The sequence below is a fragment of the Sphingomonas sp. Leaf62 genome, assembly GCF_001421915.1.
Classification (GTDB): Bacteria; Pseudomonadota; Alphaproteobacteria; order Sphingomonadales; family Sphingomonadaceae; genus Sphingomonas.
The window spans coordinates 139,204-165,838 of sequence record NZ_LMLN01000003.1 but is presented as its reverse complement, the minus strand read 5'-3'; the positions used below and the strand labels follow the sequence as shown (position 1 = coordinate 165,838).

25 protein-coding genes and 1 tRNA gene are annotated in these 26,635 nt (G+C 67.2%); 14 read left to right on the top strand and 12 right to left on the bottom strand.

The features are described 5' to 3' along the window. Window positions 1–105 precede the first annotated feature (105 nt). Window positions 106–180 (bottom strand) — tRNA-Gly (locus tag ASE91_RS03055). A gap of 145 nt (window positions 181–325) precedes the next feature. Between ASE91_RS03055 and ASE91_RS03050 the strand changes: the two genes are divergently transcribed. From ASE91_RS03050 to ASE91_RS03030, 5 genes are read left to right on the top strand one after another with little or no spacing between them, the layout of a single operon-like run. Next, window positions 326–1,234, top strand: coding sequence for a tetratricopeptide repeat protein (locus ASE91_RS03050; protein ID WP_443024519.1), 909 nt, complete (start codon window positions 326–328; stop codon window positions 1,232–1,234). Then, a complete protein-coding gene (locus tag ASE91_RS03045) occupies window positions 1,231–1,848 on the top strand; it encodes an LON peptidase substrate-binding domain-containing protein (protein WP_056622523.1) in 618 nt (205 codons plus the stop codon). Before ASE91_RS03050 ends, ASE91_RS03045 begins: the two co-directional genes overlap by 4 nt. Then, window positions 1,845–2,039 (top strand): Trm112 family protein, encoded by a 195-nt coding sequence (locus ASE91_RS03040; protein ID WP_056003304.1) that lies wholly within the window; start codon window positions 1,845–1,847, stop codon window positions 2,037–2,039. Before ASE91_RS03045 ends, ASE91_RS03040 begins: the two co-directional genes overlap by 4 nt. Further along, window positions 2,036–2,443: a hypothetical protein gene (locus ASE91_RS03035; RefSeq protein WP_056402736.1), complete on the top strand. Its 408-nt coding sequence runs from the start codon at window positions 2,036–2,038 to the stop codon at window positions 2,441–2,443. Before ASE91_RS03040 ends, ASE91_RS03035 begins: the two co-directional genes overlap by 4 nt. Before the next feature lies 1 nt (window position 2,444). Continuing rightward, complete coding sequence (locus ASE91_RS03030) at window positions 2,445–2,909, top strand: NUDIX domain-containing protein (protein ID WP_056622521.1); 465 nt, start codon at window positions 2,445–2,447, stop codon at window positions 2,907–2,909. Window positions 2,910–3,147: 238 nt separating this feature from the next. Here the strand turns inward: ASE91_RS03030 and ASE91_RS03025 are convergent, their stop codons facing one another. Continuing rightward, entirely contained in the window at window positions 3,148–4,365 is a 1,218-nt protein-coding gene (locus tag ASE91_RS03025) for a UbiH/UbiF/VisC/COQ6 family ubiquinone biosynthesis hydroxylase (protein WP_056622520.1), read from the bottom strand. Between the two features lie 128 nt (window positions 4,366–4,493). On the opposite strand from ASE91_RS03025, the gene ASE91_RS03020 reads away from it, so the two are divergent. The 3 genes from ASE91_RS03020 to hrpB all read left to right on the top strand — a co-directional run bounded on the left by ASE91_RS03020 (window position 4,494) and on the right by hrpB (window position 10,728). Then, the gene (locus ASE91_RS03020; protein ID WP_056622516.1) at window positions 4,494–6,851 is read left to right on the top strand and encodes a DNA translocase FtsK; all 2,358 of its coding nucleotides are present in this window, start codon (window positions 4,494–4,496) and stop codon (window positions 6,849–6,851) included. A 364-nt stretch (window positions 6,852–7,215) separates the two neighbouring features. Next, window positions 7,216–8,034, top strand: coding sequence for an aldo/keto reductase (locus tag ASE91_RS03015; RefSeq protein WP_056622514.1), 819 nt, complete (start codon window positions 7,216–7,218; stop codon window positions 8,032–8,034). A 273-nt stretch (window positions 8,035–8,307) separates the two neighbouring features. Further along, window positions 8,308–10,728 (top strand): ATP-dependent helicase HrpB, encoded by a 2,421-nt coding sequence (hrpB, locus tag ASE91_RS03010; protein WP_056622513.1) that lies wholly within the window; start codon window positions 8,308–8,310, stop codon window positions 10,726–10,728. Between the two features lie 169 nt (window positions 10,729–10,897). Here the strand turns inward: hrpB and zapE are convergent, their stop codons facing one another. From zapE to ASE91_RS02985, 5 genes are all read right to left on the bottom strand, one after another. Continuing rightward, window positions 10,898–12,001: a cell division protein ZapE gene (zapE, locus tag ASE91_RS03005; RefSeq protein WP_056622512.1), complete on the bottom strand. Its 1,104-nt coding sequence runs from the start codon at window positions 11,999–12,001 to the stop codon at window positions 10,898–10,900. A 158-nt stretch (window positions 12,002–12,159) separates the two neighbouring features. Further along, window positions 12,160–12,939: a succinate dehydrogenase iron-sulfur subunit gene (locus ASE91_RS03000; protein ID WP_056622510.1), complete on the bottom strand. Its 780-nt coding sequence runs from the start codon at window positions 12,937–12,939 to the stop codon at window positions 12,160–12,162. 239 nt (window positions 12,940–13,178) lie between these two features. Next, window positions 13,179–15,398, bottom strand: a complete 2,220-nt coding sequence (locus ASE91_RS02995) for a xanthine dehydrogenase family protein molybdopterin-binding subunit (RefSeq protein ID WP_056622507.1) — start codon at window positions 15,396–15,398, stop codon at window positions 13,179–13,181. Beyond that, complete coding sequence (locus ASE91_RS02990) at window positions 15,395–16,372, bottom strand: FAD binding domain-containing protein (RefSeq protein WP_056622505.1); 978 nt, start codon at window positions 16,370–16,372, stop codon at window positions 15,395–15,397. The genes ASE91_RS02995 and ASE91_RS02990 overlap by 4 nt, the downstream gene beginning before the upstream one ends. Continuing rightward, window positions 16,369–16,890 carry a 2Fe-2S iron-sulfur cluster-binding protein gene (locus ASE91_RS02985; protein ID WP_082453772.1) on the bottom strand — a complete coding sequence of 174 codons (522 nt, stop codon included), beginning with the start codon at window positions 16,888–16,890 and terminating at the stop codon, window positions 16,369–16,371. Before ASE91_RS02985 ends, ASE91_RS02990 begins: the two co-directional genes overlap by 4 nt. A gap of 97 nt (window positions 16,891–16,987) precedes the next feature. Here ASE91_RS02985 and ASE91_RS02980 point away from each other — a divergent pair, with 97 nt between their 5' ends. Further along, a complete protein-coding gene (locus ASE91_RS02980) occupies window positions 16,988–17,989 on the top strand; it encodes a glycerophosphodiester phosphodiesterase (protein WP_200911182.1) in 1,002 nt (333 codons plus the stop codon). A 28-nt stretch (window positions 17,990–18,017) separates the two neighbouring features. Beyond that, on the top strand, window positions 18,018–18,239 hold the full coding sequence (locus ASE91_RS02975) for a hypothetical protein (RefSeq protein ID WP_443024520.1): 222 nt from the start codon (window positions 18,018–18,020) through the stop codon (window positions 18,237–18,239). A 128-nt stretch (window positions 18,240–18,367) separates the two neighbouring features. Here ASE91_RS02975 and ASE91_RS02970 read toward each other — a convergent pair whose 3' ends face one another. Next, complete coding sequence (locus ASE91_RS02970) at window positions 18,368–19,084, bottom strand: alpha/beta fold hydrolase (protein WP_235530281.1); 717 nt, start codon at window positions 19,082–19,084, stop codon at window positions 18,368–18,370. Beyond that, window positions 19,075–19,731 carry a TIGR02117 family protein gene (locus tag ASE91_RS02965; protein ID WP_235530280.1) on the bottom strand — a complete coding sequence of 219 codons (657 nt, stop codon included), beginning with the start codon at window positions 19,729–19,731 and terminating at the stop codon, window positions 19,075–19,077. Before ASE91_RS02965 ends, ASE91_RS02970 begins: the two co-directional genes overlap by 10 nt. Before the next feature lie 24 nt (window positions 19,732–19,755). Here ASE91_RS02965 and phhA point away from each other — a divergent pair, with 24 nt between their 5' ends. Further along, window positions 19,756–20,622, top strand: a complete 867-nt coding sequence (gene phhA / locus ASE91_RS02960) for a phenylalanine 4-monooxygenase (RefSeq protein ID WP_056622497.1) — start codon at window positions 19,756–19,758, stop codon at window positions 20,620–20,622. A gap of 24 nt (window positions 20,623–20,646) precedes the next feature. Here the strand turns inward: phhA and ASE91_RS02955 are convergent, their stop codons facing one another. The 3 genes from ASE91_RS02955 to ASE91_RS02945 all read right to left on the bottom strand — a co-directional run bounded on the left by ASE91_RS02955 (window position 20,647) and on the right by ASE91_RS02945 (window position 23,694). Continuing rightward, window positions 20,647–21,582 (bottom strand): 50S ribosomal protein L11 methyltransferase, encoded by a 936-nt coding sequence (locus ASE91_RS02955; protein ID WP_056622495.1) that lies wholly within the window; start codon window positions 21,580–21,582, stop codon window positions 20,647–20,649. Continuing rightward, the gene (locus ASE91_RS02950) at window positions 21,579–22,274 is read right to left on the bottom strand and encodes an SDR family NAD(P)-dependent oxidoreductase (protein ID WP_056622493.1); all 696 of its coding nucleotides are present in this window, start codon (window positions 22,272–22,274) and stop codon (window positions 21,579–21,581) included. The genes ASE91_RS02955 and ASE91_RS02950 overlap by 4 nt, the downstream gene beginning before the upstream one ends. Window positions 22,275–22,344: 70 nt before the next feature. Next, window positions 22,345–23,694 (bottom strand): methyl-accepting chemotaxis protein, encoded by a 1,350-nt coding sequence (locus tag ASE91_RS02945; protein ID WP_056622491.1) that lies wholly within the window; start codon window positions 23,692–23,694, stop codon window positions 22,345–22,347. A 210-nt stretch (window positions 23,695–23,904) separates the two neighbouring features. On the opposite strand from ASE91_RS02945, the gene sdhC reads away from it, so the two are divergent. Genes sdhC through sdhA form a run of 3 tightly spaced genes read left to right on the top strand, consistent with a single transcriptional unit; the run spans window position 23,905 to window position 26,515 of the window. After that, the gene (gene sdhC / locus ASE91_RS02940; protein ID WP_056622489.1) at window positions 23,905–24,324 is read left to right on the top strand and encodes a succinate dehydrogenase, cytochrome b556 subunit; all 420 of its coding nucleotides are present in this window, start codon (window positions 23,905–23,907) and stop codon (window positions 24,322–24,324) included. Then, window positions 24,324–24,710, top strand: a complete 387-nt coding sequence (gene sdhD, locus ASE91_RS02935) for a succinate dehydrogenase, hydrophobic membrane anchor protein (protein ID WP_056003359.1) — start codon at window positions 24,324–24,326, stop codon at window positions 24,708–24,710. Before sdhC ends, sdhD begins: the two co-directional genes overlap by 1 nt. Then, window positions 24,710–26,515 (top strand): succinate dehydrogenase flavoprotein subunit, encoded by a 1,806-nt coding sequence (gene sdhA, locus ASE91_RS02930; protein ID WP_056622487.1) that lies wholly within the window; start codon window positions 24,710–24,712, stop codon window positions 26,513–26,515. Before sdhD ends, sdhA begins: the two co-directional genes overlap by 1 nt. Window positions 26,516–26,635: the final 120 nt, after the last annotated feature.

Below are 26,635 nucleotides of genomic sequence, written 5' to 3'. Positions count from 1 at the left end.
ATGGACTTCGAGCGGCAAGCGCAGGTAGCTTAACCTCGTGTCTACCAGACCGGCAGCAGCTCATTTTGACGGTTTTGCGATGGTTTCCAGTATGTTGGAAACCGCTGGAGCGGGCGAAGGGATTCGAACCCTCGACCCCAACCTTGGCAAGGTTGTGCTCTACCCCTGAGCTACGCCCGCTCTGGCGTTCCGAACCGGGTGACCGGCTGGGGTGAGGCGGGCTATTAGATGGGGGTTTCAGATCGCGCAACCCCTAAATCACTCTTTTCTGAATCATCGGGCGTGCCCACATAGGGTGCACGCTTTCAGGATAAGGAATCGCCGCTTGGCCACGCTAGGATTGACCGCGCCGGAAAAGGAAGCCGTGGAGGCGTTCCGTCGCGATGTCGTCGAACCGTCGATGACGCAGCTGGTCGTCATCGATTTCTGGGCGGAATGGTGCGGGCCGTGCAAGGCGCTGACCCCGATCCTCGAAAAGGTGGCCGCCGCCTATGCCGACAAGGGCGTGGTGCTGGCCAAGATCGACACCGACAAGAATCAGTTCATCGCCTCGCAATTCCAGATCCGATCGATCCCGACCGTCTATGCGATGTTCCAGGGGCAGCTGGTCGCCGACCTGACCTCGGCGCGGACCGAAAGCCAGTTGAAGCAGATGCTCGATCAGCTGCTGCGCCAGTTGCCGATCGAGGCGGGCGAGCCGGGCGGTCCCGATATCGAGCCTTTGATCGCGATGGGCGAGGACGCACTGGCCGAGGGCGATGCGGCGCGCGCGCTGTCGATCTTCGACCAGATCGCCGACATCGCCCCTGACAACGTCGTGGTCGCCGCCGGTCGCGTCCGCGCGCTGATGGCGCTGGGCGATCACGATGCGACGCAGGCCGCGCTCGACGCTTTGCCCGAGGAGGCGGCGAAGCTGCCCGCGATCGAACAGGTCCGTGCCGCGCTGGCGCTCGCCCGCGATGCGCAGCCGGTCGACGATCTGGCGGGGCTGAAGGCCGAGGTCGAGGCGAACCCCGACGATCACGACGCGCGCTTCCGGCTGGCCGGCGGACAGATGGCGGCGGGCGATCGCGACGGAGCCGCCGAATCGCTGCTGAAGATCGTCGCCGCCGACCGCGCGTGGAACGACGATGCCGCGCGGCAGCAACTGCTGAAGATCTTCGATGCGGTCGGCCTCGAAGACCCGTGGGTGTCGCGGCAGCGTCGCAAGCTGTCGGCGATCCTGTTCGGATGAGCGCGCGCGTCTCCGTCTTCCCGCTGGCGGGGGCGCTGCTGTTTCCGAACATGCACCTGCCGCTGCATATCTTCGAGCCGCGCTATCGGGCGATGGTGTCCGACGCGCTGGCGCGGGACCGCCGCATCGGCATGATCCAGCCGCGCCCGGCCGGCAGCGATACCGACAAGCCGCCGCTGTTCGATATCGGCTGTGTCGGCCAGATCGTCGATGTCGAGGCGCAGGCCGATGGCCGCTACGACATCGTGCTGCGCGGTGTGTCGCGGTTCCGCGTGCTGCGCGAGCTCGACGTGACCACGCCGTTCCGGCAGGTCGAGGCGGAACTCCTGCCGGTCGTGGGCGACACCACGCTGGCGCTGGCCGAGCGCGCGTCGCTGGAGATCGAGGCGCGGCGGTTCGCCGACCAGCTGGGCTATGCGGTGGATTGGGAATCGGTCGGGCGGCTGGACGACGAAAGCCTCGTCAACGGCATCGCCCAGATCGCGCCGTTCGACGTCGCCGCCAAACAGGCACTGCTCGAGGTCGATGCACTTTCCGATCGGGCGGAACTGATCGTACAGCTCATGCAATTCTTCGGCAGGCATGGCGATGACGAAGAGGCGACGCTGCAATGACCGCACGAACCGCGCCCGAGGGGGCGACGATCGATCCCTGGCTGTTGTCGATTCTCGTCTGTCCGGTCACCCGGACGCCGCTCGACCATGACGCGGCGGCGCAGGAACTGATCTCGACCGCCGCTGGTCTCGCCTATCCGATCCGCGGCGGGGTGCCGGTCCTGTTGGTCGAAGCGGCGCGGACGTTGTGAGCCGCGATCTCACGGGGAAGTGGAGTGGGATCTTCAACTATCCCCACACCAACCCGCCGACCGCGTTCGAGGCCGACATCGCCGATCTGGGCGGATCGATCGTCGGCACGATCCACGAACCCGATCTCTATTCGCAGCCGCCCGGCGCGCTGATCGCCGCCGCGATCGACGGGCATGTCGAGGGCGCGCGGATCACCTTCAGCAAATTCTACGACGACAGCGCCGGCTATGCCGACATGGTCGTCTATTCGGGGGTGTTGAGCGAGGATGGCTGCGAGATCAGCGGACGCTGGGACATTCCCGGCGTCTGGTCGGGCAGCTTCCTGATGATCCGCCCGGCGAGCGAACCGGCCGTCGCCGATGCCGAGGCGGTGGCCGAGCGGGACGGGCCGATCCGGGGATAGCATGGCGTTGTACCATCGATTGCTGGGACGGGCGGCGCGGCTGGTCTGGCGCGTTACCCGGCCGCGTACGATCGGGGTGCGTGCGGTGCTGCTCGATGCGGGCGAACGGTTGGCACTGGTGCGGCACACCTATACCGATGGCTGGTATCTGCCGGGCGGGGGCGTGAAGAAGGGTGAGGCGATCACGCACGCGCTCCACCGCGAACTGGCCGAGGAAGTCGCGATCGAAGGCGCGACGGTCGAACGGGTGCTCGGCGTCTATCACAGCCGGCGCGAGGGCAAGGACGATCACGTCATCGTCTATGTCGTGCGCGCCGGGGCGGATACGCTGCACAGGGGCGATGCGCTGGAGGTGGCGGAGGCGGGGTGGTTCGACCCCGACGCGCTGCCGGCGGGGACGACGCCCGCGACGTTGCGACGGATCGCGGAGTGGCGGGAAGGGGTGACGGGCGAGGGGCGTTGGTAGCGGGCCTTGTCGTTCGTCACTGCTGGCTGGATCAAGATTTGCGCGAAAGGACCACGCCAATCCCGCCTGGCCGTGCCCCCGCGCAGGCGGGGGCCCAAGGTCTCAAGCGCAGACCGGTGTTCTGCTTGGCTCTGGACCCCCGCCTGCGCGGGGTACGGCGAGTGTTTGGCTAAGCTTGCGGCTTTCGCAGCGGTATCGATCAAGTCCGGGGTGACGTGCGGCTTAGGGACAGCGCCCCTTACGCCGTCACTCCTTGCAACAATTTCGGCAGCTTGCCCGTCTCGCCGCGCGCCTCGGCCATGAACGCGGCTTTGAGCGGCGGGATCGAATCGACCGCCGACAAGCCGAAGCGTCGCACCGCGCTTGCCGCCTTGCCGGGAATGCCGAACAGCCGGGTCAAGCCATCGGTGGCCAGCGCCACCGCGAAGGTGTCGAGCCCGCGCCACCGCTGATAGCGTTCGAGCAGATAGGGATCGCCGAGGTCGAGGCCGGTCCGCTTGCCCTCGACCAGCACCTCGGTCAGCGCGGCCACATCACGCAGCCCGAGGTTCAGCCCCTGTCCGGCGATCGGGTGGATGCCGTGCGCGGCGTCCCCGACCAGCACCAGCCGTTCGGCGGTGATCCGCGCCGCGTGGTGAAAGCCGAGCGGATAGCTCGACCGCGCGGACAGGTTCGACAATTCCCCAAGGAAACCGCCCATCTTCTTCGATGCTTCGGCAAGGAAGGCGCGGTCGGACAGCTTCAGCATCGCCGGACGGTCCTTCGCATCGACCGTCCATACGATCGCCGAGCGATGGCCGTGGTCGTCGTCCTTCAGCGGCAGGATCGCGAACGGACCCGCCGGGTAGAAAATCTCATAGGCGATGTTCGCGTGGCTCTCCGCATGGCCCAGCGTGGTGATGATCGCGGCATGGTCGTAGCTCCAGCGCGCGACGCGGATGCCCGACGCCTCGCGCGTCGGTGAATTGCGGCCCTCGGCGGCGATCAGCAGCGGCGCGGTCAGCGTGTCGCCGTTCGCGGTCGTCACCGTCACGCCATGCGCCTCGCGCCGGACGTCGATCGCATGGTCCTTGTAGCGCAGATCGACCAGCGGCGATGCGACTGCCGCGTCGTAGATCGCCTGCCGCAGCCGCTTGTTTTCGTACATCACGCCGACCGGATCGTCGGCGGCGTCGGGGATGAAATCGAGCTTGCCCGGCGCCAGCCCGTCGGTCGCGCGAATCGCCGCGATCGGGCAGCCTTCGTCGCCCAGCCCCTCGGCGATGCCGATCGCCTCGAACATGCGGTGCGTCGCGCTGGCGATCGCCGAGGCGCGCCCGTCGAACCCGGGGGCCAGCGTCACCGCCGGGTCGGCGGGATCGAGAATGATCGAGGTGAGGCCATGGACGCCCAGCGACACGCCCAGCGTGCTGCCGACCAGCCCGCCGCCAAGGATGATGACGTCCGCCTGTGCCATGAAACCCGTCCCATCCGTAACCTGTGTTGCCAGCGATTTAAGGTGTGGCGCGGTTCACCGCAACGCCGCCTTGACGGCAATGGTCGCGGCGGCGCACATCGGGCCGGTATCGAACAAGGGTGGAACGAATGGCGACGAACGCGCAGCCGATGTTGTGGCGCGACGCGATGAAGGCGGGCGTGAGGCGCAGCGGCGCGATGATCGGGGCGACGTTGCTGTTCGCGGCGATGCTGCTGATCGCGGTCGCGCTGGCCAGCTATTCGTCGGCCGATCCGTCGTTCAGCACGGCGGCGGGCGGTCCGATCGCCAACAAGCTGGGATCGCCCGGCGCGCATCTGGCCGACCTGTTGCTGACGCTGTTCGGGGTGCCGGTGGCGATGCTGTTACCGCTGGGGCTGATCGTCAGTGTCCGGCTGTGGCGTGACGTGCCGGTGGGGCCGTGGCCGCGGATGGTGCGCGACTGCCTGATCGGGGTGCTGGCGATGGGCGCGACGCTGGCGTTCGTGTCGGGCGAGGCGATCCTGTCGCTGCCCGCCGGCTATGGCGGGGTGATCGGCTGGAGCGTCGCGTCGGCGGTGCAGGGGCTGATCCACCTGATCGGCCAGCCGGAGATCGAAATCTGGATCGTTCGCGTCGTGGCGCTGGCGACCGGGCTGTTCGGCATCTGGCGCTGGGCCAAGGGGCTGACGATCGAGATTCCCGACGGCACGTTCCGCATGCCCAAATTCGAACGGCGCGCGCGGAGCGTCGATGCCGGGACGGGCGAGATCGCCTATGACGACGATGCGTCGTTCGACGTCGCGCCCAGCGCGTACGTCGCCGAACCCGATGAGGACGAAGCACCCGCCCGGCCGCAGCCGCGCCGCATCGCCGAACCCGACCATCGCGCGCCGCCGGTCATCGCCGATCGCGCCGCATCGCCTGCGCTCGCCAGCGCGCCGCGCCCGGCGAGCAGCGAGGGGCGCGACAATTTCGCGCTGCCGTCGATCGACCTGCTCGCCCCCCCGCCCGAATCGAGCGGCCCGGCGATCGACAAGGCGGCGCTGGAGCGCAATTCGCGCCTGCTCGAAAGCGTGCTCGACGACTTCAACGTGAAGGGGCAGGTGGTGAAGGTCGCCCCCGGCCCGGTCGTCACCATGTACGAACTGGAGCCCGAACCCGGCATCCGCGCCAGCCGCGTGATCCAGCTGGCCGACGATATCGCCCGCAACATGTCGGCGATCTCCGCCCGCGTCGCGACGATTCCGGGCCGGACCGTGATCGGCATCGAACTGCCCAACCAGCGGCGCGAGACGGTGTCCTTGCGCGAACTGATCGCCAGTCAGGCGTTCGCCGACCAGAATGCGCAGCTCCCCATCGTGCTCGGCAAGAATATCGCCGGCGATCCGGTCGTCGCCGACCTCGCGCCGATGCCGCATCTGCTGGTCGCGGGGACCACCGGTTCGGGCAAGTCGGTCGGGCTGAACTGCATGATCCTGTCGTTGCTCTACCGGCTGACCCCGGACCAGTGCCGGATGATCATGATCGATCCGAAGATGCTCGAACTCAGCATGTATCGCGGCATCCCGCACCTGTTGGCCGATGTCGTCACCGATCCGCCCAAGGCGGTGCGCGCGCTGAAATGGGCGGTCGAGCAGATGGAGGACCGCTATCGCATGATGGCGTCGATCAACGTCCGCTCCCTCGCCAGCTTCAACGAAAAGGTCCGCGCGGCGATTGCCAAGGGGCAGAAGCTCGGCCGCAAGGTGCAGACCGGCTACGACGCCGAAAACGGCACGCCGATCTATGAGGAAGAGACGCTCGACCTGTCGCCGCTGCCGCAGATCGTGGTGATCGTCGACGAGCTTGCCGACCTGATGATGACGGCGGGCAAGGAAGTCGAGTTCCTGATCCAGCGTCTGGCGCAAAAGGCGCGCGCGGCGGGCATCCACCTGATCATGGCGACGCAGCGCCCCTCGGTCGACGTCATCACCGGCGTCATCAAGGCGAATTTGCCGACGCGGATCAGCTTCCACGTCACGTCGAAGATCGATTCGCGCACGATCCTCGGCGAACAGGGGGCCGAACAGCTGCTGGGGCGCGGCGACATGCTCTACATGCCCGGCGGCAAGGCGCTGGCGCGTGTCCACGGGCCGTTCGTCAGCGATGACGAGGTGCAGGCGGTGTCCGATTTCTGGCGTTCGCAGGGGGCACCCGACTATATCGACGCGGTGGTCAACGAGCCGGAGGGCGATGCCGGCTTCAGCCTCGACGGTGCCCCCACCGGCGACGATTCGCCGGAGGAACAGACCTTCCGCCAGGCATGTCAGCTGGTGGCGGAAAGCCAGAAGGCATCGACCAGCTGGCTCCAGCGCCAGTTGCGCGTCGGCTATAATTCGGCGGCCCGGCTGATCGAGCGGATGGAAAAGGAAGGGCTGGTATCGCGGCCCGACCATGTTGGCCGGCGTGAGGTGTTGATGGATTCGGACGGACGGCCGACGGGGTAAGGGGCCTTTCCGATCCCCCTCCTTTTCTTCCCCCGTTTGCTTCGAGCGCAGGTTCGAGCCTGTCGAGAACCGTAGTCGAGAAGGGGTTGCCCCGAACGAACCGTTCTCGACAGACGCTTCTCGACAAGCTCGAAGCTGCTCGAACCGAACGGGCAGGGGGAGCTTGGGTATCTCGCCGTTCGTCCTGAGTAGCCATTGAGCTTGTCGAAATGGCGTATCGAAGGACCGCCTCTAGAGTGCTTCGATACGGGTCTTCGACAAGCTCAGCCCCTACTCAGCACGAACGGCATCTCTTGCGGGCGGGCAGGGAACACCTCAACGCCCCCATCGCTTGACCTCCCGAACGCCAACGCACGGAATTCCCATGACCAACCTCCCCCTGAACGACGGCCGCAGCATCCCCCTGAACGACGGCCGCAGCATCCCCGCGATCGGTTTCGGCACCTACAAGGTCCCGGCGGAAGACTCCGCCCGCCTGTCGCGCGAGGCGATCGACGCCGGCTATCGCCTGATCGACACCGCCGCCTTCTACGCCAACGAAGCGGGCGTCGGCGAAGCCACCGCCGACCGCGACATCTTCGTCACGACCAAATTGTGGCGCGACGCGATGGGCTACGACGGTGCGCTGCGGGCGTTCGATGCCAGTGCGGCGAAGCTGCCGCGCATCGACCTGTTCCTGATCCACTGGCCGATGCCGTCCGAGGATCGCTATGTCGGCACGTGGAAGGCGCTGGTACGGCTGCGCGAGGAGGGGCGGGTGGCGTCGATCGGCGTGTCGAACTTCTCGCCCGACCATCTCGACCGGATCGTCGAGGCGACCGGGGTCGTGCCGGCGCTGAACCAGATCGAACTGCATCCCAACTTCCAGCAGCGCGTGGCGCGTGCGGCGCATGAACGGCTCGGTATCGTGACGCAGAGTTGGTCTCCGCTGGGGCAGGGAACGCTGCTGACCGATCCGGCGATCGTGGCGATCGCGCAGGAGGTCGGCGCGACCCCGGCGCAGGTGATCCTCGCATGGCATCTGCAAGCCGGGCTGGCCGTAATCCCGAAGGCGTCGTCGCGGGCGCGGATCGAGGAGAATCTGGCGGCGCAGTCGGTGACGCTGACAGCCGAGCAGGTGGCGAAGATCGACGCCATGGACCGCGAGGATGGTCGGCTAGGTCCCAACCCCGACACCCTCTAAGTCCTCCCCGGCACGAGCGTCAGGTCGGATCGTCCCCCGGACGATCCTTGACCATGCGGGGCATGGTCAACCTGACGCTGGGGACCATCCGAAGGATGGTGGAGGGGGGTGTCGGCATACGCAACGGCAGCGTTCGCCGCGCTCCCCCTCCACCAGCTTCGCCCGCGGCTTGCTTGCGCAAGCCGACTTCGCGGCTGCGACCTGCCCCCGGCAGGTCGCCGGTCGCCGCTACGTCCCCCTCCCCGCGAGCGGGGAGGGTTGCTAGAGGGAACCATGCTCCCGATCCACGCCGTCCTGCCCCAACTCCTCCGGACGCTGCGCGACCGTAGCTCCGCCGTCCTCGTCGCCCCGCCGGGCGCGGGCAAGACCACCGCCGTTGCCCCCGCTCTCCTCGCCGAACCGTGGGTCACCGGCGAAATCCTGCTGCTTTCCCCCCGCCGCATCGCCGCGCGCGCCGCGGCCGAGCGCATGGCCGCTACCGCGAACGAACCGGTCGGCCAGACTTTCGGCTATGCCACGCGCATGGACAGCAAGCGGTCGGCGGCGACCCGCGTGACGGTGATGACCGAGGGTATTTTCGTCGCGCGTATCCAGGCCGATCCCGAACTGGCCGGCGTGTCGGCGGTGTTGTTCGACGAGGTGCATGAGCGCAGTCTCGACAGCGACTTCGGTCTGGCCCTCGCGCTGGATGCGCAAGCGGCGCTCAGGCCCGACCTGCGCATTCTCGCCATGTCGGCGACGCTCGACGGCGAACGCTTTGCCGCGCTGATGGACGATGCGCCGGTGATCGAGAGCGAGGGCCGTTCCTACCCGCTCGACCTGCGCCATATCGGCCGCCATGCCGAGGCGCGGATCGAGGATTCGGTCGCCGCCGCGATCCGCCGCGCGCTGGTGGAGGCGGAGGGCGGTGTCCTCGCCTTCCTGCCCGGCGTCGCCGAGATCGAGCGGACCGCCGAACGCATCGTCGTGCCCGACGGCGCGGTGCTGCACCGGCTGCACGGCACGTTGCTCCCTGCCGAACAGCGCGCCGCCATCGCCCCCGATCCGCAAGGGCGTCGCAAGATCGTGCTGGCGACCAGCATCGCCGAAACCTCGCTGACCTTGGACGGCATCCGCATCGTCGTCGATTCCGGTCTTGCGCGGCGTCCGCGGTACGACCGGGCGGCGGGGATGACGCGGCTGACGACCGAGCGCGCCAGCCAGGCCGCCGTCACCCAGCGTGCCGGCCGTGCCGCGCGGCAGGGGCCGGGGGTCGCCTATCGCCTGTGGGAAGCCGCCGCCACCGCCGGGCTGCCGCGTTTCGATCCGGCCGAGATACTGGAGGCCGACCTGTCGGCGCTGGTCCTCGAATGCGGCAAATGGGGGGTGGGCGACCCGACGACGTTGCGGTGGCTCGACCCGCCGTCCGCCGCCGCGGTCGAGGAGGCGCGCGCCCGGCTTGCGACGCTCGGCGCGATCGATCCGGACGGCCGTCCGACGCCGCACGGTCTGGCCATCGCCGCGCTGCCGCTGTCGCCGCGTCTGGCGCATATGCTGATCCGGGCGGGCGAGCAGGGCTTTGCCGGGGCGGCGGCGGAGGTCGCGGTGTTACTGGGCGAACGGGGGCTGGGCGGCAGCGATACCGATCTCGACCAGCGCCGCCGCCGCTGGCGCAGCGAGCGCGGACAGCGCGCCGATGCCGGGCGGCGGCTGGCCGACCGCTGGCGGGGGCTGGTGAAGAGGCGCGACGATCCCCCCGCCGACGCGCTCGCCCGCAGCGTCGCGCTGGCCTTTCCCGACCGCATCGCCAAACGCCGCGATGCGTCGGGCGAACGCTGGGCCTCGGTCGGCGGACGCGGGTTCAGGCTGGAGGCGGCGGCGCTCGGATCGGCCGAATGGCTGGCAGTTGCCGAGACGCAGGGACAGGCGGCGGGCGCGCGCATCCTGTCGGCGGTCGCGATCGAGCAGGCGACGGTCGAGCAATTGTTCGGCGACCGGATCGAAACGCGGCGCAGCGTCACCTTCGACCCCGCCACGCGCGGAGTGATCGCGCTGCGCGAGCGGCGGCTGGGCGCAATCCGCCTGTCGTCCGGTCCCGATGCGGCGGCGTCGGCGGACGAGATGGTCGCCGCGCTGGTGCAGGCGGTGCGCCGCGACCTGTCGCTGCTGCCATGGGAGGGCGCGGAGATACTGCGTCGCCGGTCGGCCTATGTTGCGGCGATGCTGGGGCAGGACGATCCGCTGGGCGATGCGGCGCTGACCGCGGCGATCGACGAGTGGTTGCCGCCGCTGCTGGCCGGCAAGCGGCGGCTGGAGGCGGTGACCGGGCTGCACGACGCGCTGGAACAGGTGGCGGGCTGGGACTGGATGCAGCAGGTCCGGCGTCTTGCCCCCGCGCGCTTCGAAAGCCCGGCGGGGTCGAGCCATGCGATCGACTATGCCGCCGAAGGGGGGCCGCGCGTGGAACTGCGAGTGCAGGCGCTGTTCGGGCTTGCCGTCCATCCGACGGTGGCGGGCCAGCCGCTGACGCTCAGCCTGACCTCCCCCGCCGGACGCCCGATCCAGACGACGCGCGACCTGCCGGGGTTCTGGGCCGGGTCGTGGCGGGACGTGTCGAAGGAGATGCGTGGCCGCTATCCGCGGCATCCGTGGCCGGACGACCCGACCGCCGCGTCGGCGACGCTGCGGACGAAGAAGGCGGATGCGCGGCGGTAGCTTCCTACCCGTTTGGTTCGAGCAGCTTCGAGCTTGTCGAGAAGCGACCGTCGAGAACGACCTGTTCGGGGCAACCCCTTCTCGACTTCGGTTCTCGACAGGCTCGAACCTGCGCTCGAAGCAAACGGGACTGTTGTAATGGGGAGTGAAGGATGGATGACGGCAGGCGCTACCCCTCGCCATGCCCCTTTGCGAGATATTCCTCCGACCGCATTTCCTCGAGCCGGCTGATCGTCCGATCGAATTCGAACCGTCCGTCGCCACGCGGATACAGGTCGCCCGGCTGCGCGTCGGCCGCCGCCAGCAGCTTTACCCGATATTCGTACAGCGCGTCGATCAACGTCACGAACCGTGCCGCCTCGTTGCGGTTGTCGGGTCCCAGCACCGGGATACCGACCAGAATGACGGTGTGGAACGTCCGCGCAATTTCCAGATAATCGGGCGCGCCGCGCGCCTCGCGGCACAGGCGCGAGAAGCTGAACACCGCGACGCCCTTCAACGCCTTGGGTACGTGCAGCGTTCGCCCGCCGATATCGAGGTCGCACGACGGCACATGGTCGCGATCCTCAACCGGATAATCGGTCAGGCGAAAGAATGCCGCCGACAGCGCCGTGGTCGCGGCCGGGCCGTTGGGAACCAGCCACGTGTCGACTGCGCCCAGCCGATCGCGGCGATAATCGGTCGGGCCGTTCAGCGGCAGCACGTCGAGGTTCGATTCGAGCAGCGCGATGAACGGCAGGAAGCTGTCGCGCTGCAACCCGTCCTTGTAGAGGTCGACAGGCGGACGGTTCGATGTCGCGACGATCGTCACGCCGTGGGTCATCATTTCGGTGAACAGCCGCGACAGCACCATCGCGTCGGCGGTGTTGTTGATGACCATTTCGTCGAAGGCGAGCAGTTTCAGGTCCTTCGCCAGCGCCTCGGCGACCGGCGGCACCGGATTGCCCGCTTCCTTGGCGCGCTCGGTCGCCAGGCGGGCATGGACCTCGATCATGAACGCGTGGAAATGGACGCGGCGCTTGGCCGGGTCGTTCACGCAGTCGTAGAACAGGTCCATCAGCATCGACTTGCCACGCCCGACGCCACCCCACAGGTACACGCCGCGCGGGGCAGGGGCGTCGCGGCCGGTCAGCCGGGCGAGCAGCCCGCGTTTCGGGGGTGAATCGAGTTCGTCGGCGAGGCGCGACAGGCGCTGCGCGGCGGCGCGCTGTTCGGGATCGGGGCGGAGTTCACCGGCGGTGACGAGGCTGTCGTAACGAGTCAGGACGGTCATTCACCGGCCCCTATCACGCCAACCCCGTTTGCCTCGAGCTTGTCGAGAACCGAAGTCGAGAAGGCGGTGGCCGCATCAACATCGTTCTCGACGGACGCTTGTCGACAATCTCGAAGCTGCTCGAACCGAACGGGGAGGAAACAGGAAGGCACGAGCGATCAGATGATCCGCTCGACTTCCATCTTCTTGATCTCGGCGATCGCCTTCGCCGGGTTCAGCCCCTTCGGACAGACGTTCGCGCAGTTCATGATCGTGTGGCAACGATACAGGCGGAACGGATCTTCCAGCTCGTCGAGACGCTCACCGGTCATTTCGTCGCGGCTGTCAGCCAGCCAGCGATAGGCCTGCAACAGGATCGCGGGGCCGAGGAACTTGTCGCTGTTCCACCAATAGCTGGGGCACGAGGTCGAGCAGCAGGCGCACAGGATGCATTCGTACAGCCCGTCGAGCTTGTTGCGGTCCTCGGGCGACTGGAGCCGTTCCTTGCCGGCGGGTTCCGGGGTCACGGTCTGCAGCCACGGCTTGATCGAGGCATATTGCGCGTAAAAGTGCGTGAAGTCCGGCACCAGATCCTTGATGACGTCCATGTGCGGCAGCGGCGTGATGCGGATATCGCCCTTGATATCCTCGATCGCGGTGGTGCAGGCAAGGCCGTTGCGGCCGTCGATGTTCATCGAACACGATCCGCAAATGCCTTCACGGCACGACCGGCGGAAGGTCAGCGAGGGGTCCTGTTCCGACTTCATCTTGATGAGCGCGTCGAGCACCATCGGCCCACATTCGTCGAGATCGATCTCGAAATCGTCGTAGCGAGGATTCTGACCCGAATCGGGGTCGTAGCGATAGACCTTGAATTTCTTGATCCGGCCCAAGGTCGACGACGTGTGGGTCGTGCCCTTCTGGATGCGACTGTTCTTGGGCAAACGGAATTCGGCCATGGTGCTCGCTCGGTTCGGCTTGTGGGGCGGCAAGACCGCCCGGTCTGCGCGTCAGATACATGACAGGTAGGGATGCCGCAAATGCGAACAAGGGAAAAACCACGGTTATTCCTCCCCGGTACGGGGAGGGGNGGGGGGGGGGGGGGGGGGTGGCCGCCTACGCTGCCGTGGCGTTGCGAGGCGCTCCCCCTCCACCAGCCTGCGGCTGGTCCCCCTCCCCGCGAGCGGGGAGGCATTTTTCAGACCGCCGGCAATCCTTCGAGCAGCTTGTCCAGCGTTGCCGGATAGTCGCGCACCCGGATGCCGGTCGCGTTGTAGATCGCGTTGGTCACCGCCGCGCCCGCGCCACCGATCCCCAGTTCGCCGATCCCCTTGGCATGCAACGGATTGGCATGGTGATCGCGATCGTCGAGGAAGGCGATGTCCATGTGCGGAATGTCGGCATGGACCGGCACATGATATTCGGCGAGGTCATGGTTGACGATGCGCCCGTCGCGATCGTCATGGACCAGTTCCTCGGTCAGCGCGGTGCCGATGCCGAACACGATGCCGCCGATGCACTGCGACCGTGCGGTCTGGGCATTGAGGATGCGCCCCGCTTCGAACGTCGAATGCCAGCGCGTCACCCGCACCTCGCCGGTGACGGCATGCACCTTCACCTCGCAGAAATGCGCGCCATAGCCCGCTTGCGTCGTTTCCTGTTCCTGTTTGCCCGGCTCGATCGACCCCTTGGCCGTGATGCCGTCGCCGACCAGTTCGCCGATCGCGACCCGGCGGTTGCCGGCGATGGCATGGCCGTCCTTCAGCGTCAGATCGTCGGGTTCGACGCCCATCGCCTCGGCCAGCTTCTTGCGCAGCGCCTGCGCCGCGAGATAGACTGACGACCCGCTGCTGCCCGCGCCCCATGAACCGCCCGATCCGGCACCCGGCGGCGAATTGGTATCGCCCAGATGCACCGCCACCCGTTCGACCGGCAGGCCAAGGATCTCGCCCGCGATCTGGGCGAGGATGGTGTAGGTGCCGGTGCCGATATCGGTCATGTCGGTTTCGATCATCGCCCGCCCGTCGGGGCCGATCGACACCTGCGCTTCGCTGGGTTGCAGCATGTTGGTGCGCGTCGTGGCCGCCATGCCCTGCCCGATCAGCCAGTCGCCCTCGCGCTTGCCACCGGGCGTCCGGTTGCGCTGATCCCAGCCGAACGCCTTTGCGCCCGCGTCGAGACAGCGGGTCAACGTCCGCGTTGAAAAGGGGATGTCCTTCTGCGGGTCCCTGGCCGGATCGTTGCGGCGGCGCAGTTCGACCGGATCGATACCGATCTGTTCGGCCAGTTCGTCCATCGCATTTTCCTGCGCGAGCAGCCCGACCGCCTCTCCTGGCGCCCGCATCGATCCCGACAGGGTCCGGTTCAGTTCGACCACATCATGTTTGATGATCCGGTTCTCACCGCCATACAGGAATTGCGTCGCCTGTCCGGCCGGTTCGAAATAGCCCTCGCCCGGCAGGTTCGAACACAGCGTTTCGTGCCCGATCCCGGTCAGCTTGCCATCGGCATCGGCGGCAAGGCGGAAGCGCTGCTGCGTGTTCGACCGCCGCACGGTCGCGTCGAACACCTGCTGGCGGGTCATCACCGTCTTGACCGGCCGCCCGACCGCCTTCGCCGCCAGCGCGGTCGCGACGGTGTCGGGCGAGATGCCGAGCTTCGACCCGAAACCGCCACCGATATAGCGCGCGACGATCCGCACCTTCGACTGGCGTTCGCCCAGCGACTTGGCAAGCTGCTGCTTGTCGGACGACGGCATCTGCAACGATCCGTAGAGCGTCAGCCCGTCATCGTCCCACACCGCGATCGAGGCATGTGGCTCCATCGCCGCCGAATTCTGCGACGGGGTGCGCCACACATCGTCGACCGTGAAGGCGGCGTCGGCCATCGCCTGATCCAGATCGCCCTGGCTGTGATAGGGCGGCATCGATCCGGGGGGCGGTTTGATCGCGTCGTCGACATGATCGTCGAAGGTGAAGACGCCGTCGGCAGGGTCATTGCGGATCGTCACCAGCTGCGCGGCGTCGCGCGCGACCTCATAGCTTTCGGCGACGACGATCGCGACCGGTTCGCCGAAATAGGCGACGTCCTTGACCCCTTGCGTCGGGGCTCCGGTCTCACCGCCCTGCTGGGCGTTGCGGATGAAGGTCTTCAGGTCGACGACGACGTCGATCACACCGGGCAGCGCCTTCGCCCCCTCGGCATCGATCGAGGTGATCTTGCCCGCCGGAAAGGTTGCGCGGACGAGGAAGCCGTAGGCAAGGTTCGGAAAATCGTACTCGGCCGAATAGGTGGCCTGTCCGGCGACCTTCAGCGGACCGTCGATCCGTTCGATCCCCTTGCCGATGATGCCCTGTACGCTCGAATCGAGCAGGCTGTTCTCGACCGGTTTGTCCATGCGGAGTGCGTTGGTGGTCATGCGGTCAACTCCCGCAGCGTCGCGATCAGCGTGCGCCGGGTCAGAGGAATCTTGAAGTCGTTGCTGCCGAAGCCCTTGGCGTCTTGCAGCAATAGTTCGGCGGCCCGCCCGAACAGCGCATCGGACGGGGCCTGCCCGACCAGCACGTTCTCGACGGCTTCGTTGCGCCACGGCATCGGGCCGAGTCCCCCGAACGCAAGGCGGGCCGAGGCGATCTTGCCGTCCTCGACCGCGATAATCCCGGCGACCGAAACCAGCGCGAAAGCATAGGACGCGCGGTCGCGGACCTTGCGATAGGTCTGCTTGCCCGCCGGTGCCGGCGGCAATTCGACATGGGTGATGAGTTCACCGGGACGCAGCACATGCTCGATATCGGGCGTGTCGCCCGGCAGGCGATAGAAATCGCCGATCGGAATGCGTCGCCGCTCGCCATCGCTGCCCAGTGTCACGATCGTCGCGTCGAGCGCACGCATCGCCACTGCCATGTCGCTCGGATGGGTCGCGATGCACTTCTCGCTGGTGCCGAGCACGGCAAGGATGCGGTTGAAGCCCTCCTGCGCGTCGCAGCCCGACCCCGGCACCCGCTTGTTGCAGCGGGCCGCCGTCTCATAGAAATAATAGCAGCGCGTCCGTTGCAGCAGGTTGCCGCCGGTCGACGCCTTGTTGCGCAACTGCCCCGACGCCCCGGCCAGCAAGGCGCGGCTGAGCACTTCGTACCGCTCGCGGATGATCGGGTCGGCCGCAAGGTCCGAATTCGGCACCAGCGCCCCGATCCGTATGCCGCCGCCGTCGATCTCCTCGATATCGTTCAGCGGCAGGCGGCTGATATCGACCAGCCGTGCAGGCGTTTCGACCTGCAACTTCATCAGGTCGAGCAGGTTGGTCCCGCCGGCGATGAACTTCGTTTCGCGCCCCGCACCCTCGCGGACGGCAGCTTCGGCGCTGCCGGCCTTCGCATAATCGAACAGTTTCATTCCGCCGCCTCCGCCTGCGCAGGTTGTTTGGCGTCGGCGACTTCGCGGATCGCGTCGACGATGTTGGGATAGGCCGAGCAGCGGCACAGATTGCCGCTCATCCGTTCGCGGATCTCGTCATCGGTGAAATCGGAATCGTCGAGGTCGGCGCTGACATGGCTTGGCCAGCCCTTTTCGACCTCGTCGAGCATGCCGACCGCCGAACAAATCTGTCCGGGCGTGCAGTATCCGCACTGGAATCCGTCATGCTTGACGAACGCGGCCTGCAGCGGGTGCAGCTTTTCGGGCGTGCCCAGCCCCTCGATCGTCACGATCTCGTCATCCTGATGCATCACGGCGAGCGTGAGGCAGGAATTGATGCGGCGGCCGTTCACCAGCACGGTGCACGCCCCGCATTGGCCATGGTCGCAGCCCTTTTTGCTGCCGGTGAGCGAAAGATGTTCGCGCAGCAGGTCGAGCAGGGTGGTGCGAATGTCCACCTCCGCCTGATGCGGCTGGCCGTTGATGGTGAAATGCATGGGTCGGCGCTCCGTTGGTCACATCGGCTAACGTTCGCCGTCGAAACGGTTTCCTGTTGCGAAAGGATCGCAGATGTTGAGTACGGTTTTGCTGGCGATGCTGGGGATGGGCATGATGACCGAGGAACGACCGATCGACGCCACGCCGATCGTCATCGCGCATCGCGGTGCCAGCGGATCGCGCCCCGAACATACCCTCGCCGCGTATGAGCTGGCGATCGAACAGGGTGCGGACTTCATCGAACCCGATCTGGTGCTGACGAAGGACGATGTGTTCGTCGCCCGGCATGAAAACGAGATTTCGGGCACCACCGACGTCGCCGCGCACCCCGAATTCGCCGCCCGCCGCGCGACGAAGACGATCGACGGCCAGCAGGTCACCGGCTGGTTCACCGAGGATTTCACGCTGGCCGAACTGCGCACGCTGCGGGCGAAGGAACGCCTGCCGCAACTGCGCCCCGGCAATACCCGCTATGACGGGCAGCAACCGATCCCGACGCTGGCCGAGGTGATCGCGCTGGCCAAGCGCTCCACCGCGCAGACGGGTCGGACGATCGGCATCTATCCCGAAACCAAGCACCCGACCTATTTCGCGTCGATCGGCCATCCGATGGAGGTGCATCTGGTCCGCGACCTGCACGCCGCTGGCTGGGACAGTGCGAAGGCACCGGTGTTCATCCAGTCGTTCGAGGTGAACAATCTCAAGGCGCTGAAGAAACTGACCGGCATCCGCCTGATCCAGTTGATGGATGCGACCGGCGGGCCGGCCGATCAGCCACAAGACAGCTATGCGACGATGGCGACTCCGGCCGGGCTGAAGGATGTCGCGACCTATGCCTTCGGGATTGGGCCGAACAAGTCGATGGTCGCGGCGGGAAAGCCGCTGGTGCATGACGCGCATGTCGCCGGGCTGCGTGTCCACCCGTGGACCTATCGTGCCGAGAATGTCTTCCTGCCCGAATCCTATCGCGTGGCCGGCGGACCCGAGGTGCATGGCCGGGTGGGGCAGGAGATCGCCGATGCCATCGCCGCCGGTGTCGATGGTTTCTTCACCGATTTCCCGCTAATCGGGGCGCAGATACGCGACAAACCATATTGAGGGACGGTGCATGCGATTGGGGTGGGTGATGCTGGCGCTGGCGCCGCTGACCGGGGGCTGTGTCAGCACGGTGTGGAACGTCGCGACCGCGCCGGTCCGCGCGGGTGCGCAGGTGATCGACTGGACGACGACCAGCCAGTCGGAGGCCGACCGCAATTACGGCCGCAAGATGCGCAAGAAGGAAGCCCGCGAGGGTCGCGAGATGCGCCAGGAAGAGGCGCGGCGTCGTCGCGAGCGGGACGACGATTGAGTCGCTTTAACTCCCTTCCCTGACATGGGAGGGGCCGGGGGTGGGTTGGCCCGCGAGGGAACGATAGCGCGCCACAACGAGCCTACCCACCCCCAACCCCCGCCCTTGTCAGGGAGGGAAGTACGATCTCACCGATTCCCCGCCAGCGCCTCCGCCACCGCGCGCAGCACCACCAGGCGGGTCTGCACGCCATAATGGCTGCTCACGACCTCGACCGCGCGGCAGCCGGGTTCGCCGGGCACATGGCAGCCCATGCCGTTGACCAGCCCGTCGCTGGCGCTCCAGATCGCGGTGGCGGGAACGGGCAGGGGGCGGCGGACCTCTTCGGCCAGCGCCAGCACGGCGGGGTCGTCGACCGATTCGCCGCTGATCCATTCATAGAGCCGCCAGACATGGGTCGAGCGCGCCGGCCCGGCATAGGGGCTGGCGACGGTCACCACCTGTTCGACCAGATCGGGCCGGCGATGCGCCGCCAGCCGCGCCATGATCCCGCCCAGACTGACCCCGACCAGTGCCACCGGCCGTCCGCTCGCCTGCGCGACGGCATCGATGCGCGCGAACAGGTCGCCCGCGTCCGGCCCGATGCTGCGCTGTCCGAAATTGCGCCCCAGTTCCCAGCCATGCGCGTGGTGGCCGAGCGCGCGCAGATAGCGGCGCAGAATCGTGTTCGACCGGTCGCTGTTGAACAATCCGGGCAACAGCATCACCGGCTCGCCGCCCGCCCGTGGTGCGCCCGCCAGCGCCCGCCGCCATCCGAACGGCACCCCCACCAGCGCGATCGCGGCGCGCGGCGTCTCGATCACGAAACGGCCGATCGGGGGCGGGGCGAGCATGGTCACAGCCATGCCGTGACCGTCACCGGAAACGGCGTCCACGCCCCCATCGGCACCCCCGCCGCCCGCAGCACCGCGCCGGTCCACGCATTGCAGGTATGTACCGCGCTGTACCGCCCGCGCGCCGCGTAAAAGGCATCGGACGGGCCATAGCCGTGTACGGATGGCCCTTGCGCGAAACTCGCACGGATCGCCGCGACCAGCCGCCGATACTGGTCGGGCGACAGCGTGACCGGATAAACCCCCGGCTCGCCCTTCGGTTCGGGCAGATGCCCGACATGCAGCACCACCGCGTCGCTGCCGGTCGCGGCGGCAAGGATGGTGACCGGGCTGACATCGGCCCAGGTCGGCGTGCCGAGGTAGAAGGCGCGCTCGCCCCAGCCGATCGACAGCCAGCCATGGCCGGCATAGCGCGGGTCGGCCAGATCGCCGGCACGTACCACATCGTCGAACGACTGGCCGGCGGCATGTTTGGGCAGGACGATGCCGGTATGGATGCCGTTATCCTCGACATAGATGCGGATGCCCTGTCGCGGCGGAAGCTCGCCCGATCCGCCCGGGATCGCGCCGCCGATCAGCCCGGCGATGCAGTACCCCAGCACGAACAACAGCATGCCGCCCAGCAAACCCGACAGTCGAAGGGACCATTTCCGTAGCATCGTTCCCCATGCTACTATGGTCGGATGGCCAGCGATACCCATGTACTCGACCGCCCGCCCGAGGGTGCCAATGCCGACTGGACGATCCCGCAGGGCTGGGACGCCTATAGCGCGCAGGACCATGCCACGTGGGACACGCTGTACGCGCGGCAGATGAAGCTGCTGCCCGGTCGCGCGTCGGACGCGTTCCTGCGCGGGCTGGACGCGCTGAAACTGTCCGAATCCGGGATTCCCGATTTCGAGGAGCTGTCGGACCGGCTGGAGGCGCTGACCGGGTGGCGGGTGGTCGCGGTGCCGGGGCTGGTGCCCGACGACGTGTTCTTCACCCACATGGCCAATCGCCGCTTCGTCGCCGGCAACTTCATCCGCCGGCCCGATCAGCTCGACTATCTTCAGGAACCCGACGTCTTTCACGACGTGTTCGGCCATGTGCCGATGCTCGCCGATCCGGTGTTCGCCGACTATCTGGCGGCCTATGGTCGCGGAGGCCTGCGCGCGCTCGAACTCGGGTCGCTGAAGCAACTCGCGCGGCTCTACTGGTACACCGTCGAATTCGGGCTGGTGCAGGAGGCGGGTGCCTTACGCATCTACGGCGCGGGCATCGTGTCGAGCGCATCGGAAACCCGCTTCTCGCTCGACGATCCCAGCCCCAACCGGATCCTGCTCTATCTGCCGCGCGTCATGCGCACCGATTACCGGATCGACGATTTCCAGCAGACCTATTTCGTCATCCCGAGCTTCGACGAACTGCTGCGCCTGACCGTCGAGACCGACTTCGCGCCGGTGTATGACTCGATCGCCGGGCAGCAGGAGATCGCGGTCGACGAAGTACTGCCCGAGGATGTGGTGCTGACCCGCGGCACGCAGGAGTATGCGAGGTCGAAACCCTAAGTTCCTCCCCGTGCCGGGGGGAATTCAGAGATCCAAAGCCCAGCCGTCGCGCCCCTTCGGATCGATCGGCTCGGTCGGCACGAACCGTTCCGCCCCTGCCGTCAGCCGTAGTACGCTCCAGTCGCCCCGCCGGTCGACCTCCGCCAGCGTAACGCCGCAGACCGCATAGGCCGCGACCACGTCCGCCCGCTGCGTCTCCAGCAGCCCGGCCAGCACGATCGTCGCCCCCGGCGCGGCGATCGCCGCCACCTCCGGCGCCATCGACATCAACGGCCCGGCGAGGATGTTCGCGATCAGCAGGTCATAGGGTGCCGCCGTGGTGATCGCATCCGACAATGCGCCGTCGGCGACCACCAGTTCGACCCGATCAACCTCGTTCAGCCGCGCATTGTCGGCGGTCACGTCGATCGCCACCGGATCGATATCGGTCGCGATCACCCGCGCCGCCGGCCACAATTCGCGCGCCGCGAACGCCAGCAACCCGGTGCCGGTCCCCAGATCGATCGCGTTCGCGAACGTCTCGTCCGCCAACCGGTCGAGCATCGCCAGGCAGCCGCTGGTCGTCTCATGATGCCCGGTGCCGAAGGCGCGTCCCGCATCGATCAGGAACGCGCGCTTGTCCGGCGGCACATCCCCGCCTTGCGCGGCGGTGTGGACATAGAAGCGCCCGACCGACAGCGGGTCCAGCCCCGCCTGGCTCATCGTCACCCAATCCTCGTCGCCCAGCGCCTCGATCCGCGGCACCTGCCCGGCGGCACTGGGGGCCAGCGCGGTGATCGCGGCGATGGCGGCGGCATCGGGCTCCACCTCGAAATAGGCGTCGAGCCGCCACGTCTCGGTATCGTCCTCGACCGTCTCGGTCGTCATCAGCACCGGGGCGGGGTCGATCCCGAAATCCTCCGCCGCGTCGATCGCCTCGGCTTCGGCGCGGGTGCACGGCAGGGTCAGTTTCCAGCTCATCGTACATAGCTCGCGCCGTTGACGTCCAGCACCGCGCCGGTCATCGATTCAGGCGCCTCGGTCGCGCAGAATGCCGCCATCACCGCGACCTCGTCGGGCATCGCCACCCGGCCGAGCGGAATATCGGCCAGCAGCTTGTCGCCGCCGCGGCTCGCCACATAGTCCTCGGCCATGCCGGTCATGGTGAAACCGGGACAGATGGCGAAGGCGAGGATGCCCTGCGCGGCATAGGCGCGGGCGATGGTCTTGGTCATCGCCACCATGCCGGCCTTGGCAGCGGCATAATGCCAGTGCGCGGGCGAATCCCCCCGGTGTGCGGCGCGGCTGGCGATGTTGACGATCCGGCCGGGGATGCCCTGATCCTGCCAGTGGCGCACCGCCAGCCGGCTGAGTTCGGCGGCGGCGGTCAGGTTGATGCGCAGCGTCCGCTCCCATCCTGCGACCCAATCGTCGTCGGACTGGTCGATCGGGTTCGGTTCGAACACGCCGGCATTGTTGATGAGGATATCGACCCGCCCGTCCAGCCGGTCGAGTGCGCGCCGCCACAGGTCGCCGGGCGCGGCGGGATCGGCGAAGTCGGCGGCAAGGTCGCCGCCGGTCGACTGGACCGCAAGAGTGTGGGCGTCGCGCAGGCGGTCGGCGATCGCCGCACCGATCCCGCGCGATCCGCCGGTCAGGAGAATATGAGCCATGCCCCGCCGTGTAGGCGGGGGCGGGGCAGGGGGCAACGGGCGGTCGTCCGCACCGTTGCGGTCGTCGGCCTTACGCCGCGACCTTGGCGATGAAATCGACCGCGCTGGCCTTCAGCGATCCCAGTTCGCCGTCGAGCGAGTTGAACCCTTCGCCGACCCGGTCGATTTCCGACGCGACGGTTTCGGTGTCCTCGCGGATCGTGGCGATCGTCGACGACATCGAATCGGCGGCCAGCGCGGTTTCGTCGACGGCGGCGGTAATCGCGGTCACCGTCTGCGCCTGCACCTCCATCGCGCTGCGGATGCGATTGGCGCTTTCCTGCACCTCGCTCACCGTGGCGCGGATCGACGCATTGGTTTCGACGGTCGACCGGGTCGCCGCCTGGATCGCCGCGATCTTGGCGGCGATGTCGTCGGTCGCGCGGGCGGTCTGGCTGGCGAGGCTCTTCACCTCCTGTGCGACCACCGCGAACCCGCGTCCGGCGTCGCCCGCGCGTGCCGCCTCTATCGTCGCGTTCAGCGCCAGCAAATTGGTCTGACCGGCAATGTCGCGGATCAGGCCGAGGATCGATTCGATCGACTTGGCATGGTCGGACAGCGTTTCCGACATGCCGACGGCGGTGCCCGCCTGTCCGGAGGCGCGCGTCGCGATCTCGGCGGCGGCCTCGACCTCGGTACGCGCATCCTCGATCGCGCGGATCAGCCCGGCGGCGGTAGCGGCCGCCTCACGCATCGCGACCGCCGACTGTTCGGCGGCGGCGGCGACTTCGGACGCCTTGCCCAGCATCCCGCGGGCGCTGGCGGAGGTGCGGACGGCGTGGCCGCGCAGCGCGTCGCTCTCGCGGCTGGCGCGTTCGACCGTCGATCCGATATTGTCGCGGAACTCATGCGCCAGCCGGTCGCGCGATTCCTGCAGGTCGTAATTTGCATAGGCATTGTAGAGCGACACGAACACTTCGCATTCGATCGAGCGTAGCCGGAACAGCAGCTCGGCGGCATCGCGGAACGCGGTCTCATCGGCGATGCCACGTCGCAGCACGTCGAGCAGCGCCCGCGCACCCGCATCGCCCATCGACAGGATCGAGGTCAGCGGCACGTCGTTCGAAAAAGCGCGGGCGACGGTGCGCTCGCACGATTCGACCCACGCGATGCCGGTCAGGTTGGTGAAACGGTTGCGCAGATAGGCGACGCCCAGTTCCAGCATCCGTTCGTAATCGTTCAACATGCTGTTGCGCCCGCCGACCTTTTGCGACTGGTCGAAATGCGCGGCGGCGACGAGTCGCGCCTCGGGCTCGATCACGCTCCACAGCGCGCGCGCGGCGTCGACATCGGCCGGGGAGATGTTGAACAGGCGAAGGCGTTCCCGCAAATCGATCGTACGGCTGACGCTCTCTGCTGCCGGAAGTGTCTTCGTCGCCACGTTGCGAATCCCCTGTTCCCCTGCGCAGCCCGGCCTGTCGGAACCGATGCGCCGATTCGTAAATAGCCGGTCAGGCGTTAACAGTCCGTTGACCAACCCCTTGCGCAAAGCCCGTTTCGCGGATGCACACTTGCATCGGCGGGCGCGGTGCGTAGATAGACCACAATCGCTGGAAGACCGCATCTGCCGCGCGGTCGCACTGCCTGAGGAATGCCCGACTTGGCCATGGTCCGCCCGAAAGCCCGCCCGACATCGCCGCATCTACAGATCTGGCGCTGGGGTCCCAACATGCTGGTGTCTATCCTGCACCGCGCGACCGGCGTCGCGATGGGAACGGTCGGCCTTGCGCTGTTCGTGTGGTGGCTGGCGGCGCTGGCGGGCGGCCAGGACAGCTATGCGCAGTTCCTGTCGTGGTTCACCGGGCCGTTCGCGGTGGTCGGCTATGTCGTAGGCATCGGCCTCAGCTTTGCGTTGTTCCAGCATATCGGCAACGGCGTGCGTCATTTCTTCATGGATATCGGCGCCAATTTCGAATTGAACGGCAATCGCAGGACGGCGATCGCGACGATCGTCTTCGCCGTCTGCGCCACGGCGGCGCTGTGGGCGTGGCTGCTGGTGGGGAAGCAGTAATGGGTAATGGAACCAGCATCGGTCGCGTTCGCGGCCTCGGATCGGCAAAGGCCGGCGCACATCATTTCTGGCACCAGCGGCTGACCGCGGTCTCCAACCTCGTGCTGATGGTATGGCTGGTGCTGTCGATCGCCATCCTGCCGGGCTATGACTATGACACGGTCTACGCCTGGGTGTCGTCGGCATGGGGTGCGGTGCCGCTGCTCCTGCTCGCCACGTCGGTCTTCTACCATGCCAAGATGGGCCTGCAGACCGTGATCGAGGATTACCAGCATGACGAAACGCGTGTCGTCGCGCTGGTCGTGCTGAACCTCGTCTATGGCGCCGGCTGGCTGCTCGCCGCCTTCTCGATCCTCCGTATCGCTTTCACCGGGACGCCCGAATAATGGCCACCGACGCTTACAAGATCATCGACCACACCTATGACGCGATCGTCGTGGGTGCGGGCGGCTCGGGCCTGCGCGCCACGATGGGTATCGCCGAAGCCGGTCTCAAGACCGCCTGCATCACCAAGGTGTTCCCGACCCGGTCGCACACCGTCGCGGCACAGGGCGGTATCGCCGCCAGCCTCGGCAACAACTCCCCCGACCACTGGTCGTGGCACATGTACGATACCGTCAAGGGTTCCGACTGGCTCGGCGACCAGGACGCGATCGAATATATGGTCCGCGAAGCCCCGGCGGCGGTGATCGAACTGGAACATGCCGGCGTGCCGTTCAGCCGCAACGAGGACGGGACGATCTACCAGCGTCCCTTCGGCGGCCATATGCAGAATATGGGCGAAGGCCCCCCGGTACAGCGCACCTGCGCCGCCGCCGACCGTACCGGCCACGCCATGCTCCATGCGCTGTACCAGCAGTCGCTGAAGTATGACGCCGACTTTTTCATCGAATATTTCGCGCTCGACCTCATCATGGAGGACGGCGTGTGCCGCGGCGTCATCGCGCTGTGCATGGAAGACGGGTCGATCCACCGTTTCCGCGCTCATTCGGTGGTGCTGGCGACCGGTGGCTATGGCCGCTGCTATTTCTCCGCCACCTCGGCGCACAGCTGCACCGGCGACGGCGGCGGCATGGTGCTGCGCGCCGGCCTGCCGCTGCAGGACATGGAATTCGTGCAGTTTCACCCGACCGGCATCTATGGCGCGGGCGTCCTCATCACCGAGGGTGCGCGCGGCGAGGGCGGCTATCTGACCAACAAGGACGGTGAGCGGTTCATGGAACGCTACGCCCCCTCGGCCAAGGACCTCGCCTCGCGCGACGTCGTCAGCCGGTCGATGGCGATGGAAATGCGCGAAGGGCGCGGCGTCGGCAAGGACGGCGACCATATCTTCCTGCATCTCGACCATATCGATCCCAAGGTGCTGGCCGAACGCCTGCCGGGCATCACCGAAACGGGCAAGATCTTTGCCGGCGTCGACCTGACGCGCCAGCCGCTGCCGGTCACCCCGACGGTCCATTACAATATGGGCGGAATCCCCTGTAATTATCACGGCGAAGTCGTGACGATCAAGGACGGTGACCCCGATGCGATCGTACCCGGCCTGTTCGCGGTCGGCGAAGCGGCCTGCGTGTCGGTGCATGGCGCCAACCGCCTCGGGTCGAACTCGCTGATCGATCTGGTCGTGTTCGGCCGTGCGACCGGCCTGCGCCTCAAGGAAACCTTGAAGCCCAACACCCCGCACAAGCCGCTGCCCAAGGACTCGGCCGACCTCGCGCTCGCGCGGCTGGACAAGTTCCGCAACGCCAGCGGCAGCAAGCCGACCGCGCAGATCCGCCTCGAAATGCAGAAGACGATGCAGAAACACTGCGCCGTGTTCCGCGACGACGCGCTGCTGAACGAAGGCGTCACGATGATGGAGAACATCTACCGGTCGTTCGCCGACGTGAACGTCACCGACCGTTCGCTGATCTGGAACACCGATCTGGTCGAGACGCTCGAACTCGACAATCTGCTGGCGCAGGCGATGGTCACGATGCGGTCGGCGCAGAACCGCAAGGAAAGCCGTGGCGCGCACGTGAACGAGGATTTCCCCGATCGCGACGATGCCAACTGGATGAAGCACACCATCGCGTCGTTCGACGGCTGGGGCGGCAATGGCGGCATGACCGCGATCGATTATCGCCCGGTCCACGACTATACGCTGACCGACGAGATCGACTATATCAAGCCGAAGAAGCGGGTATATTGATCCCGCTTTTCTGAAAGGTACGAAGAGGGCGATCGGTGCGAACCGGTCGCCCTTTTCATTTGCGCGGCTGCAACGACGAGAAGGCCGAGGGGTCGCCGCGAGGTGCGCGCGCGGTGCGCC

Coding starts and splice junctions, on each gene's coding strand:
- ASE91_RS03045 (WP_056622523.1), top strand. CDS start 1,231: ATGAGCGCGCGCGTCTCCGTCTTCCCGCTGGCGGGGGCGCTGCTGTTT.
- ASE91_RS03040 (WP_056003304.1), top strand. CDS start 1,845: ATGACCGCACGAACCGCGCCCGAGGGGGCGACGATCGATCCCTGGCTG.
- ASE91_RS03030 (WP_056622521.1), top strand. CDS start 2,445: ATGGCGTTGTACCATCGATTGCTGGGACGGGCGGCGCGGCTGGTCTGG.
- ASE91_RS03025 (WP_056622520.1), bottom strand. CDS start 4,365: ATGGCACAGGCGGACGTCATCATCCTTGGCGGCGGGCTGGTCGGCAGC.
- ASE91_RS03020 (WP_056622516.1), top strand. CDS start 4,494: ATGGCGACGAACGCGCAGCCGATGTTGTGGCGCGACGCGATGAAGGCG.
- ASE91_RS03015 (WP_056622514.1), top strand. CDS start 7,216: ATGACCAACCTCCCCCTGAACGACGGCCGCAGCATCCCCCTGAACGAC.
- hrpB (WP_056622513.1), top strand. CDS start 8,308: ATGCTCCCGATCCACGCCGTCCTGCCCCAACTCCTCCGGACGCTGCGC.
- zapE (WP_056622512.1), bottom strand. CDS start 12,001: ATGACCGTCCTGACTCGTTACGACAGCCTCGTCACCGCCGGTGAACTC.
- ASE91_RS03000 (WP_056622510.1), bottom strand. CDS start 12,939: ATGGCCGAATTCCGTTTGCCCAAGAACAGTCGCATCCAGAAGGGCACG.
- ASE91_RS02995 (WP_056622507.1), bottom strand. CDS start 15,398: ATGACCACCAACGCACTCCGCATGGACAAACCGGTCGAGAACAGCCTG.
- ASE91_RS02990 (WP_056622505.1), bottom strand. CDS start 16,372: ATGAAACTGTTCGATTATGCGAAGGCCGGCAGCGCCGAAGCTGCCGTC.
- ASE91_RS02985 (WP_082453772.1), bottom strand. CDS start 16,890: ATGCATTTCACCATCAACGGCCAGCCGCATCAGGCGGAGGTGGACATT.
- ASE91_RS02980 (WP_200911182.1), top strand. CDS start 16,988: ATGCTGGGGATGGGCATGATGACCGAGGAACGACCGATCGACGCCACG.
- ASE91_RS02975 (WP_443024520.1), top strand. CDS start 18,018: ATGCTGGCGCTGGCGCCGCTGACCGGGGGCTGTGTCAGCACGGTGTGG.
- ASE91_RS02970 (WP_235530281.1), bottom strand. CDS start 19,084: ATGGCTGTGACCATGCTCGCCCCGCCCCCGATCGGCCGTTTCGTGATC.
- ASE91_RS02965 (WP_235530280.1), bottom strand. CDS start 19,731: ATGCTACGGAAATGGTCCCTTCGACTGTCGGGTTTGCTGGGCGGCATG.
- phhA (WP_056622497.1), top strand. CDS start 19,756: ATGGCCAGCGATACCCATGTACTCGACCGCCCGCCCGAGGGTGCCAAT.
- ASE91_RS02955 (WP_056622495.1), bottom strand. CDS start 21,582: ATGAGCTGGAAACTGACCCTGCCGTGCACCCGCGCCGAAGCCGAGGCG.
- ASE91_RS02950 (WP_056622493.1), bottom strand. CDS start 22,274: ATGGCTCATATTCTCCTGACCGGCGGATCGCGCGGGATCGGTGCGGCG.
- sdhC (WP_056622489.1), top strand. CDS start 23,905: ATGCCCGACTTGGCCATGGTCCGCCCGAAAGCCCGCCCGACATCGCCG.
- sdhD (WP_056003359.1), top strand. CDS start 24,324: ATGGGTAATGGAACCAGCATCGGTCGCGTTCGCGGCCTCGGATCGGCA.
- sdhA (WP_056622487.1), top strand. CDS start 24,710: ATGGCCACCGACGCTTACAAGATCATCGACCACACCTATGACGCGATC.